The organism is Nonomuraea candida (genome assembly GCF_000725485.1).
In the GTDB taxonomy this organism is placed as follows: Bacteria; Actinomycetota; Actinomycetes; order Streptosporangiales; family Streptosporangiaceae; genus Nonomuraea; species Nonomuraea candida.
This window is the reverse complement of record NZ_KL647031.1, coordinates 744407-762170: the sequence shown is the minus strand read 5'-3', so window position 1 is coordinate 762170 and position 17764 is coordinate 744407. Positions and strand designations below refer to the sequence as shown.

15 protein-coding genes are annotated in these 17764 nt (G+C 72.9%); 7 read left to right on the top strand and 8 right to left on the bottom strand.

Annotation, left to right across the window (positions count from 1 at the left end; genetic code table 11):
- The 5 genes from IO39_RS47330 to IO39_RS47310 form a co-directional block, all read left to right on the top strand.
- Positions 1-1429 (top strand): response regulator (locus tag IO39_RS47330; RefSeq protein WP_211267414.1); only part of this gene is annotated, 1429 nt, incomplete at its 5' end.
- A 23-nt stretch (positions 1430-1452) separates the two neighbouring features.
- Positions 1453-4002 carry a SpoIIE family protein phosphatase gene (locus IO39_RS47325; RefSeq protein WP_063765479.1) on the top strand — a complete coding sequence of 850 codons (2550 nt, stop codon included), beginning with the start codon at positions 1453-1455 and terminating at the stop codon, positions 4000-4002.
- Positions 4003-4126: 124 nt separating this feature from the next.
- Positions 4127-5101 (top strand): aldo/keto reductase, encoded by a 975-nt coding sequence (locus IO39_RS47320; RefSeq protein ID WP_043639552.1) that lies wholly within the window; start codon positions 4127-4129, stop codon positions 5099-5101.
- Positions 5102-5380: 279 nt separating this feature from the next.
- Complete coding sequence (locus tag IO39_RS47315; RefSeq protein ID WP_245642656.1) at positions 5381-6499, top strand: DUF418 domain-containing protein; 1119 nt, start codon at positions 5381-5383, stop codon at positions 6497-6499.
- 142 nt (positions 6500-6641) lie between these two features.
- A complete protein-coding gene (locus tag IO39_RS47310; protein ID WP_043639548.1) occupies positions 6642-7700 on the top strand; it encodes an endo-1,4-beta-xylanase in 1059 nt (352 codons plus the stop codon).
- A 62-nt stretch (positions 7701-7762) separates the two neighbouring features.
- Here IO39_RS47310 and IO39_RS47305 read toward each other — a convergent pair whose 3' ends face one another.
- The 6 genes from IO39_RS47305 to IO39_RS47280 all read right to left on the bottom strand — a co-directional run bounded on the left by IO39_RS47305 (position 7763) and on the right by IO39_RS47280 (position 12995).
- Entirely contained in the window at positions 7763-8305 is a 543-nt protein-coding gene (locus IO39_RS47305) for a hypothetical protein (RefSeq protein ID WP_043639547.1), read from the bottom strand.
- Between the two features lie 151 nt (positions 8306-8456).
- Complete coding sequence (locus tag IO39_RS47300) at positions 8457-8846, bottom strand: RrF2 family transcriptional regulator (RefSeq protein ID WP_043639544.1); 390 nt, start codon at positions 8844-8846, stop codon at positions 8457-8459.
- Positions 8847-8857: 11 nt separating this feature from the next.
- Positions 8858-9799 (bottom strand): sulfite exporter TauE/SafE family protein, encoded by a 942-nt coding sequence (locus IO39_RS47295; protein WP_043639540.1) that lies wholly within the window; start codon positions 9797-9799, stop codon positions 8858-8860.
- Between the two features lie 345 nt (positions 9800-10144).
- Positions 10145-10537, bottom strand: coding sequence for a FixH family protein (locus tag IO39_RS47290; RefSeq protein ID WP_043639538.1), 393 nt, complete (start codon positions 10535-10537; stop codon positions 10145-10147).
- On the bottom strand, positions 10534-11871 hold the full coding sequence (locus tag IO39_RS47285) for a DUF8832 domain-containing protein (RefSeq protein WP_043639535.1): 1338 nt from the start codon (positions 11869-11871) through the stop codon (positions 10534-10536). The genes IO39_RS47290 and IO39_RS47285 overlap by 4 nt, the downstream gene beginning before the upstream one ends.
- Positions 11868-12995 (bottom strand): hypothetical protein, encoded by a 1128-nt coding sequence (locus IO39_RS47280; protein WP_211267413.1) that lies wholly within the window; start codon positions 12993-12995, stop codon positions 11868-11870. Before IO39_RS47280 ends, IO39_RS47285 begins: the two co-directional genes overlap by 4 nt.
- A 266-nt stretch (positions 12996-13261) precedes the next feature.
- On the opposite strand from IO39_RS47280, the gene IO39_RS47275 reads away from it, so the two are divergent.
- Both IO39_RS47275 and IO39_RS55710 read left to right on the top strand, forming a co-directional pair.
- Positions 13262-14302: a PP2C family protein-serine/threonine phosphatase gene (locus IO39_RS47275; RefSeq protein WP_043639532.1), complete on the top strand. Its 1041-nt coding sequence runs from the start codon at positions 13262-13264 to the stop codon at positions 14300-14302.
- Positions 14303-14465: 163 nt separating this feature from the next.
- On the top strand, positions 14466-14609 hold the full coding sequence (locus IO39_RS55710) for a hypothetical protein (RefSeq protein WP_157549898.1): 144 nt from the start codon (positions 14466-14468) through the stop codon (positions 14607-14609).
- A 544-nt stretch (positions 14610-15153) separates the two neighbouring features.
- Here IO39_RS55710 and IO39_RS47270 read toward each other — a convergent pair.
- On the bottom strand, positions 15154-16362 hold the full coding sequence (locus IO39_RS47270; RefSeq protein ID WP_043639529.1) for an acyl-CoA dehydrogenase family protein: 1209 nt from the start codon (positions 16360-16362) through the stop codon (positions 15154-15156).
- Between the two features lie 132 nt (positions 16363-16494).
- Complete coding sequence (locus IO39_RS47265) at positions 16495-17712, bottom strand: MFS transporter (protein WP_043639525.1); 1218 nt, start codon at positions 17710-17712, stop codon at positions 16495-16497.
- Positions 17713-17764 lie beyond the last annotated feature (52 nt).

Genomic DNA, 17764 nt, shown 5'->3' with positions numbered 1-17764 from the left:
CGGCATCATCCACTCGGCCGGCTCCGACCTGCTGCAGCTCATCAACGACATCCTCGACCTGTCCAAGGTCGAGGCGGGCAAGATGGACATCAACCCCGAGTGGGTGCAGTTGCCACGGCTGCTCGACTACGTGGAGGCCACGTTCCGGCCCATGACCGGGCAGAAGAAGCTCGACTTCCGCGTCACCACCGCGCCGGGCGTGCCGTCCGAGCTGCTCACCGACGACTCCCGGCTGCGCCAGGTGCTGCGACGACTCCCGGCTGCGCCAGGTGCTGCGCAACCTGCTCTCCAACGCCGTCAAGTTCACCGAGACGGGCAGCGTGGAGCTGCGCATCGAGCCGGCCGCGCGATCTTCGGGGCGTTCCAGCAGGCCGACGGCACCACCAGCCGCAAGTACGGCGGCACCGGCCTCGGCCTGTCGATCAGCCGCGAGATCGCCTACCTGCTGGGCGGCGCCATCACCGTGCAGAGCACGCCGGGGCAGGGCAGCGTGTTCACCCTGTACCTGCCGGTGGCGCGGCCCGGGTTCGAGGCGATGCCGGCGGAGGGCGGCGAGCCCGCGCAGGCGGCGGTCACGCCCCCGGCCGCGCGGCGGCGGCTGCTGGTGATCGAGGAGCGCAGGAACGGGCTGCTGTCGCTGGTCTCCGACAGCGTCGTGGGCGATCTGGCCAGCGCGCGCGACCGGGAGGGGACCATGGAGGTGGTCACGGCGGCCGGAGCCGACGAAGCGGCCGTGATGTTGTCGGGGCAGCCCTGCCACTGCATCGTGCTCGACCTCAACATGCCCGACATGTCGGCATATCGGCTGCTGGCGGCCATGAACGACGAACCCCGCCTGCACGGAGTGCCCGTGCTGGCCTACAACAACTGGCGCACCCACGCCCAGCAGGAGGTGCGCCTGGCGCACCAGCCCCTCGAACTGCTGTCGAGCCTCGACGAGCTGCGCGAGCGCATCGCGCTGCACCTGACCGCCGACCAGCCCGGCGACGTGCTGCCGCTCGTCAGGACCGACACCATGGGCGCGGCGGAGGGCCGGGAGATCGACAACACCCTGGCCGGCCGGACCGTCCTGGTGGTGGACGACGACGCCCGCAACTTGTACGCGCTGACGAGCATGCTGGAGATCCACGGCATCCGCGTCCTGCACGCCGAGAACGGCCGCAAGGGCATCGACACGCTGACGGCCCACGAGGAGACCGACCTGATCCTGATGGACGTCATGATGCCGGAGATGGACGGCTACACCGCCACGGAGACGATCAGGTCCATGCCCCGGTACGCGGACCTGCCGATCATCGCGGTCACCGCCAAGGCGATGCCGGGCGACCAGGAGAAGAGCCTGGCGGCCGGGGCCAGCGACTACGTCACCAAGCCGGTGGACGCCGACCACCTCATCGAACGCATCCAGCACTGGATGGACCCGTCCTGACCACTCGCGACGAGGAGCGGCACGTGCACACTCCTTCCGACGACGCCCCCGTGACCCCTCCCCCCGCACCCCCTTCCGGAAGCTCCCCGGCCCCCTCCGGCGAACCGGCCGGCCGGCGGACCGGCGAGGGACCGGCCGGTGAGCGGAACGACGACGGACCGGCCGGTGAGCGGAACGACGGCGGACCGGCCGGCCGGTGGAACGACGGGGAAGCGGCGGGGGAGCGGGACCTGGGGAGGCTGGCGGCGACCGTCGAGCGGTTGCGGCAGGAGATCGAGCGCACCCGGCGCGCCGCCGCCGACCGGGCCGTGATCGAGCTGGCCAAGGGGGTCCTGGTCGAGCGGCTGGGCTGCGGCCCCGCCCAGGCGGCCGAGCAGCTCGCCGGGCTGGCGGCCAAGGCCGGCGTGTCCCCGCTGGAGGTCGCGGCCGACGTCGTCAACCAGGTCGCCCGCGACCGCATCGGCGAGGCCGGCGAGGACGACCCGGCGGCCTCCGTACGGCTGCGCACCGCCGAGAGCGCCGCACTCGGCGCCCCCGACACCATGGTGGTGGCCGCCGCGCTGCTGGAGCACGCGCTGGCCCCGCTGGGCGCCCGGGCGGTGGCGGTGTGGGCGGCCGAGCCGGGCGCCTCGCTCACCCTGGCCGGGCACGCCGGCTTCGGCACGGAGGAGGCCAGGCGGTGGCGGCACCTCCCGCCGGGCGTGGTCACCCCGGCCGGCCGGACGCTGGCGGAGCGGCGCATGATCTGGCACACCGACCCGGGCCTGCCCGCCATCGGCCGGCTCGTCGCGGGCGGCGGCCGGGTGACGGTGCCCATGACGGTCGCCGGGCGGGTGCTGGGGGTGCTGGAGATCTGCTGGCCGCACGCGCTGCCGCCGCATCCGCCCCGCCTGGAGCGGCAGATCGAGGCCATGGCCGACCTGTGCGCGCACACCCTCGACTCACCGTTCGGCCCAGCAGTCCCGCCCCTCCACACCCCGTCCCCGCCCGCCCCCATCACGACCGCCCCCATCACGACCGCCGAGCCCGCCGAGCCCGCCCGGCCCGCCGAGCAGGCCGCCGCCTCCGCGGCGATGCTGGCGGAGATCGTGGACCTGGCGGACGCGCTGCCCGATCCGGCGCTGGTGCTGCGGGCGCAGCCGGACGCCCGCGGCGAGCCGGCCGACTTCCGCATCCAGCACGTCAACGAGCGGATCACCGGCGGCGACGGGCTGCTGCTCGACGCGTATCCGCTGGCGCCGGGCGGGCGGCTGCTGGAGGCCTACCCGCGGGCGGCGGGCGGGCTGTTCGCGCGGCTGGAGTGCGTGCACGCGACCGGCGAGCCGTTCCGCGCCGAGCGCATGCCGCTCGGCCTGAGCACGACGGGCGTGGCCGACGTGAGCCTGACCCGGCACGGCGACAGCGTGCTGATGGTGTGGCGCGACCACGACGAGGGCGCCCGCCTGGCCGGGCTGCTGGAGCACGCGCAGCGGCTGGGCCGCATCGGCGGCTTCGAGGAGAACGCGGTGACGGGCCAGATCACCTGGAACGCCCAGCTCTACTCCCTGTACGGCCTGGCGATGGGCGACCGCCCGATCCCCCTGGAACGGCTGCGCGACCACGCCCACCCCGACGACGAGATCGCCATCGGCCGGTTCCTGCGCACGGTGCTGCACCACCGGCGGTTCGCGGCGGTGGCGTTCCGGCTGCGCCGCCGCGACGGGATCGACCGGCACATGCGGGTCGTGGCCGAGCCGGTCTTCGGGCCGGACGGGCGGCTGATGGCGGTGCGCGGGGCGTACCAGGACATCTCCTCGCAGCACTGGACGGAGGTCGCGCTGTCGGTCACCCGCGACCAGCTCGCCCACACCGAGCAGCAGTCGGCCGCGCGCAACCGCCTGGCCCTGCAGCTCCAGCAGGCCATCATGCCGCCCTCGCACGGCACGATGGACTCCTTCGGCCTGCACATCGCCGTCCGCTACCGTCCGGCGCAGAAGGAGGACCTGGTCGGCGGCGACTGGTACGACGCGGTCGCGTTGCCGTCCCGGCGCGTGCTGCTGTCGGTGGGCGACGTGGCGGGGCACGGCGTGGCGGCGGCCACCGGCATGGTGATCCTGCGCAACGCGCTGCGCGGCCTGGCCACCACGGGCGCGGGCCCGGCGCAGATCATGAGCTGGCTCAACCAGGTCGCCCACCACCTGGCCGACCGCATGACCGCCACGGCCGTGTGCGGCCTGTACGACCCGCCCACCCGCGTCCTGCGCTGGGCCAGGGCCGGCCACCTGCCGCCCATCCTGCTGCGCGAGGGGGACGGCGCGGAGCTGCCGATGGTGAAGGGGCCGCTGCTGGGGGCGTTCACCGACGCGCGGTACGAGGAGGGCCGCCTGCAGTTGCGGGCCGAGGACACCCTGCTGCTCTACACCGACGGCCTGATCGAGCGGCGCGACCACAACATGCGCCACGCCCAGGACCAGCTCCTGGCCGTCGCCCGGCGGCACGCCGCGACGCTGGACCACCGCCTGGACGACCTGCTCACGCACTGCAACTCCGACACCGACGACGACACCTGCCTCATCGGCGTGCACCTGACCTGAACCGGCGGGCCGCGGCGGGCGGAGCGGCGGGCGGGGCGGCGGGCGGGGCGGCGGGAGAGGCCGGGAAGGTGCTTAACTTGGGCGGTAAAACGTTTCATTCGCGATTTCATGCGGAAGGTCATCCTTGGACTACGAACGCCAGCCGTACAGAAGGTGCGGACGCAGCGGGCTCCTCCTGCCCGCCGTCTCGCTCGGCCTGTGGCACAACTTCGGCGAGGGCAAGCCGCTCGACGTCCAGCGCGCGATCCTGCACAAGGCCTTCGACCTGGGCATCACCCACTTCGACATCGCCGACAGGTACGGCCCGCCGATCGGGGCGGCCGAGGCCGCGTTCGGCCGGCTCTTCCCGCGGTCGCTGCGTGACGAGGCCGTGGTCACCACCAAGGGCAGCAACCCGATGTGGGACGGCCCCTACGGCAAGGGCAACTCGCGCAAGCACCTGCTGGCCACGCTCGACCGCTCGCTGGCCCGGCTCGGCCTCGACTACGTGGACATCTTCTACCTGCACCGCGACGACGAGGACACGCCGCTGGAGGAGCAGGTCGCCACGCTGGACCACATGGTCCGCACCGGCCGCGCGCTCTACGTCGGCGTGTCCAACTTCTCGCCCGAACGCACCGCCGAGGCCGCCCGCCTGCTGCGCGCGCTCGGCACCCCGCTGCTGGTGCACCAGCCGCCGTACTCCCTGCTCAACCGGCGCATCGAGGAGTCCCTGCTCGGCGTGCTGGAGGAGGAGGGCGTCGGCTGCGTGGTCTACTCGCCGCTGGCGCAGGGCCTGCTGACCGACCGCTACCTGAACGGCATTCCGGCCGACTCGAGGGCGGCCGAGGGCCGGTTCCTGACCGCGGACCGGGTGACGCCGGAGGTGCTGACGTTCGTCCGGGCGCTGTCGGTCCTGGCGGAGTCGCGCGGGCAGACGGTGGCCCAGCTCGCGCTGGCCTGGGCGCTGCGCGACCCGCGCGTCACCTCCGTGCTCGTGGGCGCCTCCAGCCCCGAGCAGCTTGAGGCGAACGTGGCGGCCGTGGACCGGCTGGACTTCAGCGAGGACGAGCTCGCCGCCATCGACCGCGCCGCCAAGGAGGCCGGCATCGAGGCGTGACCCCGGCTGGGACACGCTGTCTCTGGCCTGGCTCTGGCCAGGCTCTGGCCAGGCTCTGGCCAGGCCAGGCCGCGGGACTGGCCGCGGGACTGGCAGGGCGGCCGCGTGGACTCCGCTCCCGCGGCCGCCCGCTCCCGTCCCCGGCGTCCTGCGACCAAAGACGTGGCCGCGAAGGAGCCGGCGGGACCAAAGACGTAACGTGGTACATCGATCGATGTACCACGCATCTCGCTCCGCAGGCCGATGCCCTCAGGCCCCCTGACCAGCAGGCTTGTAGGTGTGACCAGACGCATCGACGCACTCGACGTGCTGCGCGGGGTGGCCATCCTCGGCACGCTCGGCACGAACATCTGGATCTTCACGGCCCCCGGCGGCGCGCTGGAGCTGCTCCAGTTCGGCGGCGGCGGCCCGGTGGAGACCTTCCTGCGGTTCCTGTCCAACGGCAAGTTCCTCGGCCTGCTCACGCTGCTGTTCGGGGTGGGGCTCGAACTGCAGTACCGCAGCGCGGTGCGCAAGGGCATGCGCTGGCCGGGGCGCTACCTCTGGCGGGCGTCGCTGCTGTTCATCGAGGGCGTGCTGCACTACGTGCTGGTCTTCGAGTTCGACGTGCTGATGGGGTACGCGATCACGTCCGTGATCGTGGCGTACCTGGTGGGGCGGAGCGAGCACGCCATCACGGCCTGGATGGTCGCCGCCGGCACGCTGCACCTGGCCCTGGTGGGGCTGGCCACGCTGGCGCTGGCGACCGTGCCGGGCGGCGGCGCGGGGGCGGCTCCGGCGTACCCGGCGAGCTGGCCCGACCAGGTGCGGCTGCGCCTCGACAACCTCGTGACCTTCCGCGCGGAGCTGGTCTTCATCGTGCCCCTGGGCATCGTGCTGTTCCTGCTCGGCGTCCGGCTGATGCGCGCCGGGGTCTTCGACGAGCGCGGCGCGCGGCTGCGGGCCCGGCTGATGGTGGCCGGGCTCGGCGTCGGCGCGCCGCTGAACCTGGCCGCCTCCTTCGCCGGCCCCACCTGGTTCCTGGTCGACCGTTACCTGCTCGCGCCGCTGGTCGCGGTGGGCCTGCTGGCGCTGGTCACCTCGATCGTGCTCGGCATGAAGGGCGCGCCGGGCGTGCTGCGGCGGGGGTTCGCCGACGTGGGCCGCACGGCGCTGTCCTGCTACGTCTTCCAGAACCTGGTGGCCGGCGCGCTCTGCTACGACTGGGGGCTGGGTCTGGCCGGGCGGCTGGACGGGCTGCGGCCGTGGTGGGTGCCGGTCGCGTGGGCGGGGATCTGCCTGCTGTTCATGACGCTGGCGTCGCTGTGGCTGCGCCGATTCGACCGGGGGCCGCTCGAACTGGCCTGGCAGTGGGCGTACCAGGTGCCGTGGCGGTCCCGTACGCACCAGCGCGCCTGAGCTCCGCGCGCCCGGAGTGGTTGACGTGGCGTCCGCGAGCGCTTACGGTTCCGGCAGTCGGTGAAACTATCGACACAATTCCGAAACTTTCGGCCGCATCTCCCTTCCTGCACCCCCCGGCTTCTGCATCGGAGGTCATTCGGTGAAGCCCCTGATCCTCGCGCTCGCCCTCACCCTCGCCGTCCCCGCGCTCCCCGCGTACGCGCATCCCCACCCCACGCCTTCCCACCCGGCCAAGGACCTGCGCCGGCTCGCGCAGCAGACCGGCGTCAAGATCGGCTCCGCGGTGGACATCGCGGCCCTGCGCGCTGAGCCCGACTACCGCAGGACGCTCAACCGCGAGTTCAACCACGTCACCGCCGAGAACGCGATGAAGTGGGAGTCGGTGGAGCCGGAGCGGGGCGTGTTCACCTGGGACGACGCCGACACCCTCGTCGAGAGCGCGCGCCGCAACCGCCAGCAGGTGCGCGGCCACACCCTCGTCTGGCACAACCAGCTCCCCGCCTGGCTGACGGCCGGCGTCGAGGACGGCTCGATCGGCGCCGCCGAGCTGCGGACGATCCTGCGCGACCACATCACCACCCAGGTGCGCCGGTACAAGGGCAAGATCCGGGCCTGGGACGTGGTCAACGAGGTCGTGGAGGAGGACGGCACGATGCGGCAGAGCATCTGGCTCAAGCACCTCGGCCCCGGCTACATCGCCGACGCCTTCCGCTGGGCGCACCGCGCCGACCCGCACGCCAGGCTCTTCATCAACGACTACAACCTGGAGTGGAACGCCCCCAAGATCGAGACCACCCTCTCCCTGGTCAAGGAGCTGCAGGCGCAGGGCGTGCCGATCCACGGCGTCGGCTTCCAGGGCCACCTCGGCATCCAGTACGACTACCCCGGCGACTGGGCGAACGTCATGCGCCGCTTCGCCGACCTGGGCCTGGAGGTCGCGATCACCGAGCTGGACGTGCGCATGGAGCTGCCCGTCACCCCGGAGAAGCTGGCCACCCAGGCCGACTACTACCGGCGTGCCCTCACCGACTGCCTCAGCGTCCGGGCCTGCCGCGAGCTCACCGTCTGGGGTTACACCGACCGGCACTCGTGGGTGCCCGGCTGGTTCGAGGGGCAGGGCGCGGCCTGCCTGCTGGACGAGAACCTGGCTCCCAAGCCCGCCTACCACGCGCTGCTGTCGGTGAAGCGCCCGCGCTAGGGACTCGCGAGGGACTCGCGAGGGCAATGCCCGCGCCAGGACCCCGTGGGGCCGCGCCCGCGCTAGGGGCCCGTGGGGGCCGGGTCGAGGCGCTGGAAGAGCCCGTACACGAACCGGGCCCGGTGGGCCCGGCCGCCGTGCCGGAGGTCGACGGTCCAGTGCTGCGGGGCCGGGCCGTCGATCTGCACGGCGCCGGGGAAGCTCGCCACGACGTCGGCGACCACGCACGTCCAGGGGGTCAGGTCCGCGAAGGTCAGCGGGACGACCCCCGAGGGGCGGACGAACCACTGGTTCCACAACTCGCCACCGGGGCCGAACAGCGCCTCGTACGCCAGGCCGGGCCAGCTCGGCAGCGGCCAGCGCAGCACGTCGCAGGTGAGGCTGCCCGCCGGCCTGCGGCCGCGGTGCGGCGCCGGGCCGAGCGCCAGCCGCAGGGCGCCGGCCGGCTTGCGGACGTGGACCAGCCGCGTCCAGTGGGCGTGGGCCTCGCGCTGCTCGCCCCGGGAGGCGCCCATGGCGGCCAGCGCCTCCGCCACCCTGTCCGGGTTGACGTCGCGCATGCGGTGCAGCAGCGCCAGCTCGAACTCACGCACTCCGAAAGCCACCGCCCCAGCTTGCCACCCCGCCGACCGGCCCCGGCCCCGCCAACCGGCCCTGACCTCGCCGACCGGCCCCGGCCCGGTCGCTCAGCCGACCGGCCCCGGCCGTGATCCGCGCCGTGATCCGCGCCGTGATCCGCGCCGCGATCCGGGCGTCTCAGCCGCGTCCGGAGGCGGCGTCCACGATGTCGGCCAGGGTGATCTCGTTGAGCAGGGCGTCCTCGTGGTCGCGCAGCCGGGCCCAGACCTCGGCGAGCGGCGCGGCGGCCGGGGACAAGGGGCGGATGACCGGTTCGACGCCCTCGGTGACCCGGATGACGTCGGCCAGGGCGATCTCCTTGGCCGGCCGGGCCAGCCAGTAGCCGCCGTCGGGGCCGCGCTGGCTGTGGATCAGGCCGGCCCGGCGCAGCTGGAGCAGGATGTTGTCGCAGAAGCGGCGCGGGATCTCCTGCTCCACGGCGATCCGCTCGGCGTGCACCGGGCTGTCGGAGGCGGCCAGGGCAAGTATGGCCCCGAGGGCGTACTGGGTTCTGGCGGAGATTCTCATAGGCCGGCGGCTCAGGCGGAGGCCGTCTCCTCCTCCGTGGCGCCGCGCCGCCGCGCCTCGCTCTCCACCGCGTCGACCGACTCGTTGGCCTTGTCGCGGCGGTACTCGCGCACGGAATACGCGATCGCGGCGGCCCAGATGACGGCGATGACGATGTAGGAGACGGTCTGCACGCCGCCGGAGGCGTCGATCCAGTCGCTGCGCAGCAGCGTGCGCACGTTGGTCAGCACGATCACGCCGCCGACGGCCGAGCCGAGGATGCGCGGCGGGATGTGCCGTACGAGCCAGGCCGCGATCGGCGCGGCGATGACGCCGCCGAGCAGCAGGACGGCCACCCACGAGAAGTTGATGTTCTCCGAGCCGATGCCGACGAAGAAGCCGACGCTGGCGGCGATGGCGACGAGGAACTCGCTGGCGTCGATGGAGCCGATCACCTTGCGCGGGGCCAGGCGGCCGCTGGCCAGGATGGCGGGGGTGCCGACCGGGCCCCACCCGCCGCCGCCGGTGGCGTCGACGAAGCCGGCCAGCAGGCCGAGCGGCGCCAGGAAGCGCCTGCGCAGCGGCTTGCCCAGGTTGCCGCGCGGCAGGCCGAAGGCGGTGAAGCGGATGAGGATGTACACGCCCAGGGAGAGCAGGATCAGCGACATGACCGGGGCGCCGACCTCGGTGGACAGGCTGGACAGGAACGTCGCCCCGGCGAACGCGCCGACGGCCCCCGGGATACCGATCTTGGCGACGACCTTCCAGTCGACGTTGCCGAAGCGCCAATGGGAGATGCCCGAGGCGAGCGTAGTGCCGATCTCGGCGAGGTGGACGGTCGCGGAGGCGGCCGCCGCGTTGGTGCCGATGGCGAGCAGCAGCGTGGTCGACGTGACGCCGTAGGCCATGCCGAGGCTGCCGTCGACGAGCTGGGCCGCGAGGCCGACCAGCCCGAGCAGGATGAGCGCTCGCACGATCTCCCCTTTCTCTACTTAATAAGTAGGGATAATGATTTATGGAACCGCGTGTCCTGTCAAGCCCTCTCCCGGGGACGGGAATATGGCGCGGCGAACGCCCGCGCCGGCGATCCGGACCGGGACGGAGACCGGGGGCAAGGCACCACCGGCCGGAGGTGGGGACCACGGGTCCGGGCGCCGCCGGCCGCCGGAGGTGAGGACCAGGGGGCCGGGCGCCGCCGGCCGGGTGGGGCCGGCGGGCCCGGCGGTGGTTCAGCCCGTGGGCGTCATTCCGTGATCAGGGCCTTATTCCGTGATCAGGGCCTTATTCCGTGATCAGGGCCTTATTCCGTGATCAGGGCCTTATTCCGTGATCAGGGCCTTGACGGCGAGCTCCTCCTCGCCCGCGGGGCCGTCGAGGCGGATCGACAGCTCCCAGACGCCGGTCATCGAGAACAGCTCGCCCTCACCCAGGAAGCGGCCCGGCTCCCGCTCGGTGGCGGTGAGCTCGGGCGTGGCGTGCCCCATCTCGGGCATCACCGCGGACAGGGCCACGCTGTCGGCGTCGCCCTTGTCCACCTTCACCTCCACGGTGACGCGGCCGGGCGCCGGGTCGGCGATCGAGACGGTGGCGGCGTAGCGCGTGCCCGTGGTGCTCACGTGGACCGGCTCGGCAGACGCGCTCCTGCCCACGACGAACAGCGCCACGGCCGCGACCACGAGGGCGGCGGCGGGCAGGGCGATCTTGAGCCTCATCTCGCGGCCTCCGACGCGGTCACGTCCACGGTGAAGGGGGTGGTCACGATGCGGTCGCCGGTGGCGTACTGGACCCACGCCAGGTAGCGGCCGGGCTCGGGGAAGCTGAAGGTGAAGCGCAGGCGCGACCCCGGGCTGCCCATCTCGTGCACGTGACCGAGGAAGTCTCCGGACCGGCTGCGGACGATGAGGTGACCGGTCATGCCCAGCCAGGGCCGCACCCCGGCGGGCGCGGCCAGCTCGATCGTCGCCGGCCGCCCCGCGACCGGCACGGCGGGCCGCAACCCCGGCACGGCGGCCGGCGGGTCCGGCTCGCCCGCGGTGGCCCCGGTGCTCTGCGGGCCCGGCTCGCCCGCGGTGGCCGGGACGGCCTGCTCCGGGTCGCCGCCGACGGTGAAGCCCGCCTCCAGGAGCTGTCCGCCGGAGTCCTCCCGTTCCAGCTCGGCGTGGGCCAGGTAGCGGCCGGGGCGGTCGGCGGTCAGCCTGACCTCCAGCCGTCCCGGGGCCGTGCGCAGCGGATGCACATGGCGGAAGTAGCGCCCGTCCTGGCTGGTGACGACCAGGTGGGCGAGCGCCTCGTGATGAACGGTGAGATCGTCCACCGGCCGCCCGGTGGAACCGTCGACGAGATCCAGGCGCAGCGTGAACTCCTCCCCCACCGCCGGCCGGGCGGGCACCGTCGCCACCCGCGCCTGCGCGTACGGCCGCCCGCCCGCCGCCACCGTCGCGCCCGCCGCCGCCTCGGCCGTCGGCGCGGCCCCGTCGGGAGGCGAGGGCGTCACCCAGGGCTCGAACACGATCACCATGGCGGCCACCGTCACCCCCGCCGCGGCGCCCGCCGCCAGCGCCATCGCCGTGCCCGGACGGGACAGCGCCCCGGTGAGCAGGCCGCCCACCAGCAGCAGCGCGGCCACGAACAGGCCGCCGTAGATGAGGAAGTCCGCCGCCGACCCCCGGTCGACGAGCACCCGGAACGGCACCACCGCGGTCTCGCCCCCCGCGCGCAGCCGCAGCTCGTGCGGTCCGGTCCGCTCGACCCGCAGCTCGGCGTACCGGGGGTCGGCGGCGGCCGTGGCCGTGGCCGTCACCGTACGGCCGTCCTCCACCGACCGGACCTCCAGGCCGACCGGCAGCCCGGCCACCGCCTGGTAGGCGACGACCCCGATCCGCAGCGGCCCCGGCACCCGGGACGTGCCCTTGACCACCACCGTGACCTCCGCGCCCGCGATCGTCTGGGCGATGCGCAGGTCCGCCCCCGCCGTGACGTTGTGCGCCACGGCGGGGGCGGCCATCACCAGCACGAGCACGGCGGCGAGGCACAGGACTCGGATCATGCCCGCTCGGCGTCGATCACGGCAGGCGCGCCCTTCTCGGTCCCGGCGGCCTCGGTCTCACCGGAGCGTGTCCCGACGGCGTTGGGCAGGAAGAGCGCGCCGAGCGCCAGCCCGATCAGCCCGGCGATGATCGGCGCGCCGGTCCACAGCTCGGGCACGGCGGGCAGACCGCCCCCGGTGGCCGAGGCGATCCCGATGTAGAGCGACCAGGTGGCGAAGGCCGACAGCCCGGCGAAGGCCCAGTAGGCGCCGCGCCGCGCGCCGGACGGCCGCAGCCAGCGGATCAGCAGGTCGCTCACGAACCCGGCGGCCACGAACGACAGCAGGACGGGCACGTTCTCGAACTCCGTCTGGGCGCCGGGCATGAGGATGGCGATCGCGTACATGACGGTCACCGAGCCGAACGGCAGCGCCCAGCGGCGGGCCAGGAGCAGCACCGGGCTGAGCATGACGACGTTGGTGACGACCATGGCGAGGGCGAGCCGGTCCGCGCCGGGGTCGTTGACGGAGGAGAACGCCTCGACGATGCGGGGCGCGCGGTACTGCATGGCGTCCCCGTACGACAGGAACAGCGACACCAGCGTGGTGGCGAAGGCGAGCCCGATCAGGGCGGGCAGCAGGCGGCCGAGGGTCGGCCGGTCGCCCAGGTCGGGGGCGTTCCACGCCGAGCGCAGCGGCGTGGTGATGATGAGGAGCATCGTCACGATGAGCCCGAGATGTGAAGGGCTGAAAAGAATGTCGAGGCTCGTCTCGATGCCGAGGATGGTGTGCCACATCATGTCGGCGAATCCGAAGGCGGCGAAGGCGGGAATCGCCACCAGCCCGGCCAGATAGCCGGTGGGGACGGCCGCGAGTCCCTGCCGGCCGGCGCGCACGTTCCGCCAGACCTGCCAGATGATCCAGCCCGAGACCACGGCGAACCCGGAATAGAAGACCGCGTGCCAGGGTGTGAAGAACGTCTCCAGCTCCGCCAGGTTGGTGTGCGCCCAGGCGTCGATCATCAGCCCGACCCCGAACCAGACCCCGAGCAGCGCCGTCACCAGGTCCGTACGGAGGGACACCCACGTCCGGGGCTCCCCCGAATCCACCACTAATCGCCGAATGCCGGCGTCGGCCAATGCCACGTGATGACTCCTTTCTGTCAGGACGAATCTATCCACATCCAGCAATTGGCGGCCCGGTGAAAAACGACCCGGCCATTCACGGTGCGTGCTGGCCCGGACACGATTCCCCCGGCTGCCGGGAATACCGGCAATCGCCCGCTCCGGTTTTCGAAGAATCGCGGAACGGCGGGCTCGCGCACGGTTACGAGCGGCGCGGCTTGAGAACGACCCGTGCCCTGCGCGATGCTGGAGAGTCGAAGGTGGTCGGTCGTGCACTCGGGGGTCGGATGAGGTCGTTGCGAGTCCTGCGCTGGCTGCCCTTCGTCGTCATGCTCGGCGTCGCCCTGACCGACCTGCTGGCCGGGGAGTCCCTGGTCTTCCTGCCGCTGCTCACGCTCGGCCCGGCCTTCGCGTCGGTGTCCGGCGGCGTGCGCAGGACCGCCGCGGTCGGCGCGGTGGCGCTGGCCATCTGCGTGCCCATGGCGGTCTACAACGACCTGCTGTTCACCTGGGAGAACAACCTCACCCTCATCGGCATCGCGGGCGTGACCGGGGCGAGCATGCTGGCCGCCCGCCTGCGCCTGCAGCGCGAGCGCGAGCTGGCCAGCGTCCGCCGGGTGGCCGAGGTCGCGCAGCGCGTGCTGCTGCGGCCCGTGCCCCGGCGGGCGGGCGACCTGCGGGTGGCGCTGTCGTACACGTCGGCGCAGGCCGAGGCCCGGATCGGCGGCGACCTGTACGAGATCGTCACCACCCCGCACGGCGTACGGCTGCTGATCGGCGACGTCCAGGGCAAGGGGCTGGCGGCGGTCGAGACGGCGGCCTGGGTGCTGGGCGCCTTCCGCGAGGCCGCCTACGACCAGGCCGACCCGGCCGACATCGGCGAGCGCCTGGAGGCCAGCCTGGCCAGGCACCTGGGCGGCGAGCAGTTCGTCACCGCGATCGTCGCCGAGGTGCACGACACCGAGATGACGCTGGTGAACTTCGGCCATCCGCCGCCGCTGCTCATCCTGGCCGACGGCGGCCTGCGCACCGCCGAGCCGCCCGAGCAGGGCCTGCCGCTGGGGCTGGGCTCGTTCGACTCCTCGGCGGTCAAGGCCCACCGGATCCCGTTCGGGCGCGGGGACCGGGTGCTGTTCTTCACCGACGGCGTGATCGAGGCCAGGAACGCGGCGGGCGAGTTCTACCCGCTGGCCGAGCGGGCGTGGCTGCTGCGCCGCGACGACCCGCAGGCGGCTCTCGACGCCCTGCGCGCCGACCTGGTGGAGCACACGGGCGGCCCCCTCCTGGACGACGCCGCCATGCTCCTGCTCCACCGCCCTGGAGATTGACGCCCGCGCCGATCGGACGTCCGGGGACGCGCGGCGTTCTTCCAGGTAAGGAACCTGGGCCTCATCCGCCAAGGGATCCGACTCTGACTGACAGGAGTCGAATGCTTACGCAGGGTAAATAACGGGTGTCAGATCCCCGGCCGTTACCCCCGAAGGAGACGTCATGCGTCGCATCCTGGCCGCCCTCGCCACCGTCACCGTCGCCACCGCCGTGCTGGTCACCGGCGCCACCGCGCCGGCCGCGGCCCAGGTCGACCCCATCGGGGTCCTCTGCGACCTGATTCCCGGCGACGTCTGCGTGCAGTAGGAGCCCGTCAAGGCTCCGGCCGGGTGCGGGAAGGCCGCCGCATTCCGCATGCGCAGCGCCGGCGGCGGCTCCCACCCCGGCGAGACGCCGAGCCCACTATTTGGCACCTTTTTACGCGATACGCGGATGCGCCTTTCTCGGCAGCTTCGGGAGTCAAATATCGCCAAGCTAACCGAATATGTCGTGATTTATACGAATTAAGGTGCTAGCGTCTGAATTGTCAGCCAGCCCATCGAGGGAGGAATCATGGCTTACCCGGAAATGATCGGCCTCCACCCGCCCCGGCGGTGCCGCCGGTACCGGGGAGAGTGGTACTGCCCACGCCGCCGCCGTCATCGCCGTCATCGCCGCTGGTACGGCGGGTGGTAGACCGCTGGACCTCTGCGCCGGCGCGGTCCGCCGGCTCTCACCGAGCGCTCCCGCCACGAGTCCGCGCCGGCGATTTCCCCTCGTCGGAATTGTCGCGAGTTCTGGCCGGGGACCAGAATGCCGGCGGCGGCTTATACGACGATCTCACCGGATTTGACCGTGCGGCATTCGTCGTTCAGCGGACGGGCAGGCCGGTGACGGCGCGGCCGATGATCAGGCGCTGGATCTCGCTCGTGCCCTCAAAAATGGTGTAAATCTTGGCATCCCGGTGGAAGCGCTCCACCGGGTGCTCCCTGGTGTAGCCGGCACCGCCGAGGATCTGGATGGCCTGTTCGGTCACCCACACCGCCGTCTCGCCCGCCACGAGCTTCGACATCGACCCCTCGGCCTGCTCGAAGGGCCGGCCGTTGCGGGCCATCCACGCGGCCCGCCAGGTCAGCAGCCGGGCCACGTCCACCCGCGTGGCCATCTCGGCGAGCAGGAAGGCGATGGCCTGGTTCTCGCCTATGCGGCGGCCGAACTGCTCGCGTTCGCGGGCGTAGTCCCTGGCGTACTCGAAGCCGGCCCGCGCGATCCCCACCGCCATCGCGGCGACGGACGGGCGGGTGGTCTCGAACGTGCGCATCGCCGCCTGCTCGCCGGCCCGCTCCCCCTGCCGTACGCGGGCCAGCCGCGCGTCCAGCTTCTCCTTGCCGCCGAGCAGGCAGGATCCGGGCACCCGCACATTGTCCAGGATCACCTCGGCCGTGTGCGAGGCCCGGATGCCGTGCTTGCGGAACTTCTGCCCCATGGACAGCCCCGGCGTACCGGGCGGGATGACGAAGGACGCCTGGCCCCTGGTGCCGAGGTCGGGGTCGACCGAGGCGACGACCACGTGCACGTCGGCGATGCCGCCATTGGTGGCCCAGGTCTTGACGCCGTTGAGCACCCAGTCGCCCCCGTCGTACACGGCGCGGGTGCGGATGGCTCCGACGTCGGAGCCGGCGTCCGGCTCGGAGGCGCAGAACGCGCCCAGCTTGACGTCGTTCTCACTGCCGAACATCCGCGGCAGCCACTCCCCCATCTGCTCGGGGGTGCCGTTGGCGGACAGGGCGGCGGCGGCCAGCCCCGTGCCGACGATGGACAGGCCGATGCCCGCGTCGCCCCAGAAGATCTCCTCGAACGCCACCGGCAGCGCCAGCCCGCTCTCCTCGAACCACTGGGTGGCGAAGAAGTCGAGGGAGTACAGCCCGATCTTGGCCGCCTCCTGGATGACGGGCCAGGGGGTCTCTTCGCGCTCGTCCCATTCGGCGCCCGCCGGGCGGATCACGTCGCGGGCGAACGCGTGCACCCAGTCGCGAACCTCGACCACGTCGTCGCTGAGCTCCGGGTTGAACCCCGCCATGTGCCGCACCTCTCCCTTGCGTTACCGCCGGTAACACCCTACCGGCTGGTACGTCCCGGCAGGAATGCCCCGCCCGGCACCGGAACGGTCACGGGACCGCCCGGCGGGCCTCGGTCCCGGGCAAGGATTCGCTCATTTCCCGGCCGAGGGGGCCGTGCGGCGCGTACCGGCCGCCGAGAGCAGGACGGCGAGTGCGGCCAGCGCCATGCCGGCGGCCAGGCCGTACATCAGCGGGGTGAAGCCGCCGAACGCCGCCGCCACCTGCGGGCCGACGCTGCCGCCGACGGCGAGCGCGAAGGAGAACAGCGCCAGCGCCGTGCCGCGCGCCGGTCCCGCGCCCGCCGAGATCGACTCGTTCAGGCTGGGCAGGCCGCCCGCGATCGCGGCGACGTAGAGCGCGAGCAGGAGCACCAGCACGGAGGTGCCGGTGAGCCCGACGGCCGCGAGCGCGAGGGCGCCCACCGTCAGGAACGCCACCGCCCGGGTCGTCATCCGGACCCTGGCCAGCCAGGGCATGAGCAGGGGCACCAGCACGATCGACGGCAGCCCCGCGGCGCGCAGCGCGAGCAGCTCGGCGGGCGAGCTGACGCCGTAGATCTGCAGGCCCGTGTAGACCGCCACGAAGCCGATCATCAGCATGACCGTGGCCAGGTAGCGGAGGCCGAGCACGCGGTGGAACAGCAGCCCGGGCACCGGCCGGTAGGCCGACAGCACCGATCCGCCGCCCTCCCGCGGCCGATCGGGCAGCAGGACGGCGCGCACGGCCAGCGTCGCCGCCACGAGGCCGGCGGCGGAGAGCGCGAACAGGCCGCGCCAGCCGATCGCCGCCACCAGGAGCTGGGCGGCGACCTGCAACAACACGGCCGAGGCGAGGAAGGCCCCGGTCACCGCGGCGATGGCGACGACGCGGCGGCGCGGCTCCAGCCGTTCGCCCAGGTAGGCCATCGCGGCCGGCGGGAACGTCGCCACCGCCACGCCCTGCACCGCGCGCAACGCCAGGGCCGCCTCGGGCGAGGGGCTCACCGCGACCAGCGCCGTCGTCAGCGCGGCCAGCGGCAGGCCCAGCAGCAGCACTCTGCGGCGGCCGTACCGGTCGGAAAGGGGGCCGAACACCAGGAAGCCGACGCCGTACCCGATGCCGAACGCGGTCACCAGCCAGGTCAGCCCGCCGGCCTGGGTGCCCCAGCCAGCGGCCATGTCATGCAAAAGCGGGATCACGACGTACAACTGGCCGCTGACCAGGATCGCGGTGAGCGTGAAGGCGGTCAGCGTGGCGCCGAAGGACGCGTAGCGAGACCCCGAGTCCGGCGGGGACTGCGGGGGTGAGCTGGGCGGAAAGGTGAGTGTCATGGAGGGGGACGCTAGCCAACCAACTGGTTGGATGTCAACTGGATGGTTGGTT

Excerpts from the sequence above, each read along its gene's own strand:
- IO39_RS47300 (WP_043639544.1), bottom strand. The coding sequence starts at position 8,846 with ATGAGAATCTCCGCCAGAACCCAGTACGCCCTCGGGGCCATACTTGCC.
- IO39_RS47290 (WP_043639538.1), bottom strand. The coding sequence starts at position 10,537 with ATGAGGCTCAAGATCGCCCTGCCCGCCGCCGCCCTCGTGGTCGCGGCC.
- IO39_RS47285 (WP_043639535.1), bottom strand. The coding sequence starts at position 11,871 with ATGATCCGAGTCCTGTGCCTCGCCGCCGTGCTCGTGCTGGTGATGGCC.
- IO39_RS47275 (WP_043639532.1), top strand. The coding sequence starts at position 13,262 with ATGAGGTCGTTGCGAGTCCTGCGCTGGCTGCCCTTCGTCGTCATGCTC.
- IO39_RS55710 (WP_157549898.1), top strand. The coding sequence starts at position 14,466 with ATGCGTCGCATCCTGGCCGCCCTCGCCACCGTCACCGTCGCCACCGCC.
- IO39_RS47270 (WP_043639529.1), bottom strand. The coding sequence starts at position 16,362 with ATGGCGGGGTTCAACCCGGAGCTCAGCGACGACGTGGTCGAGGTTCGC.
- IO39_RS47265 (WP_043639525.1), bottom strand. The coding sequence starts at position 17,712 with ATGACACTCACCTTTCCGCCCAGCTCACCCCCGCAGTCCCCGCCGGAC.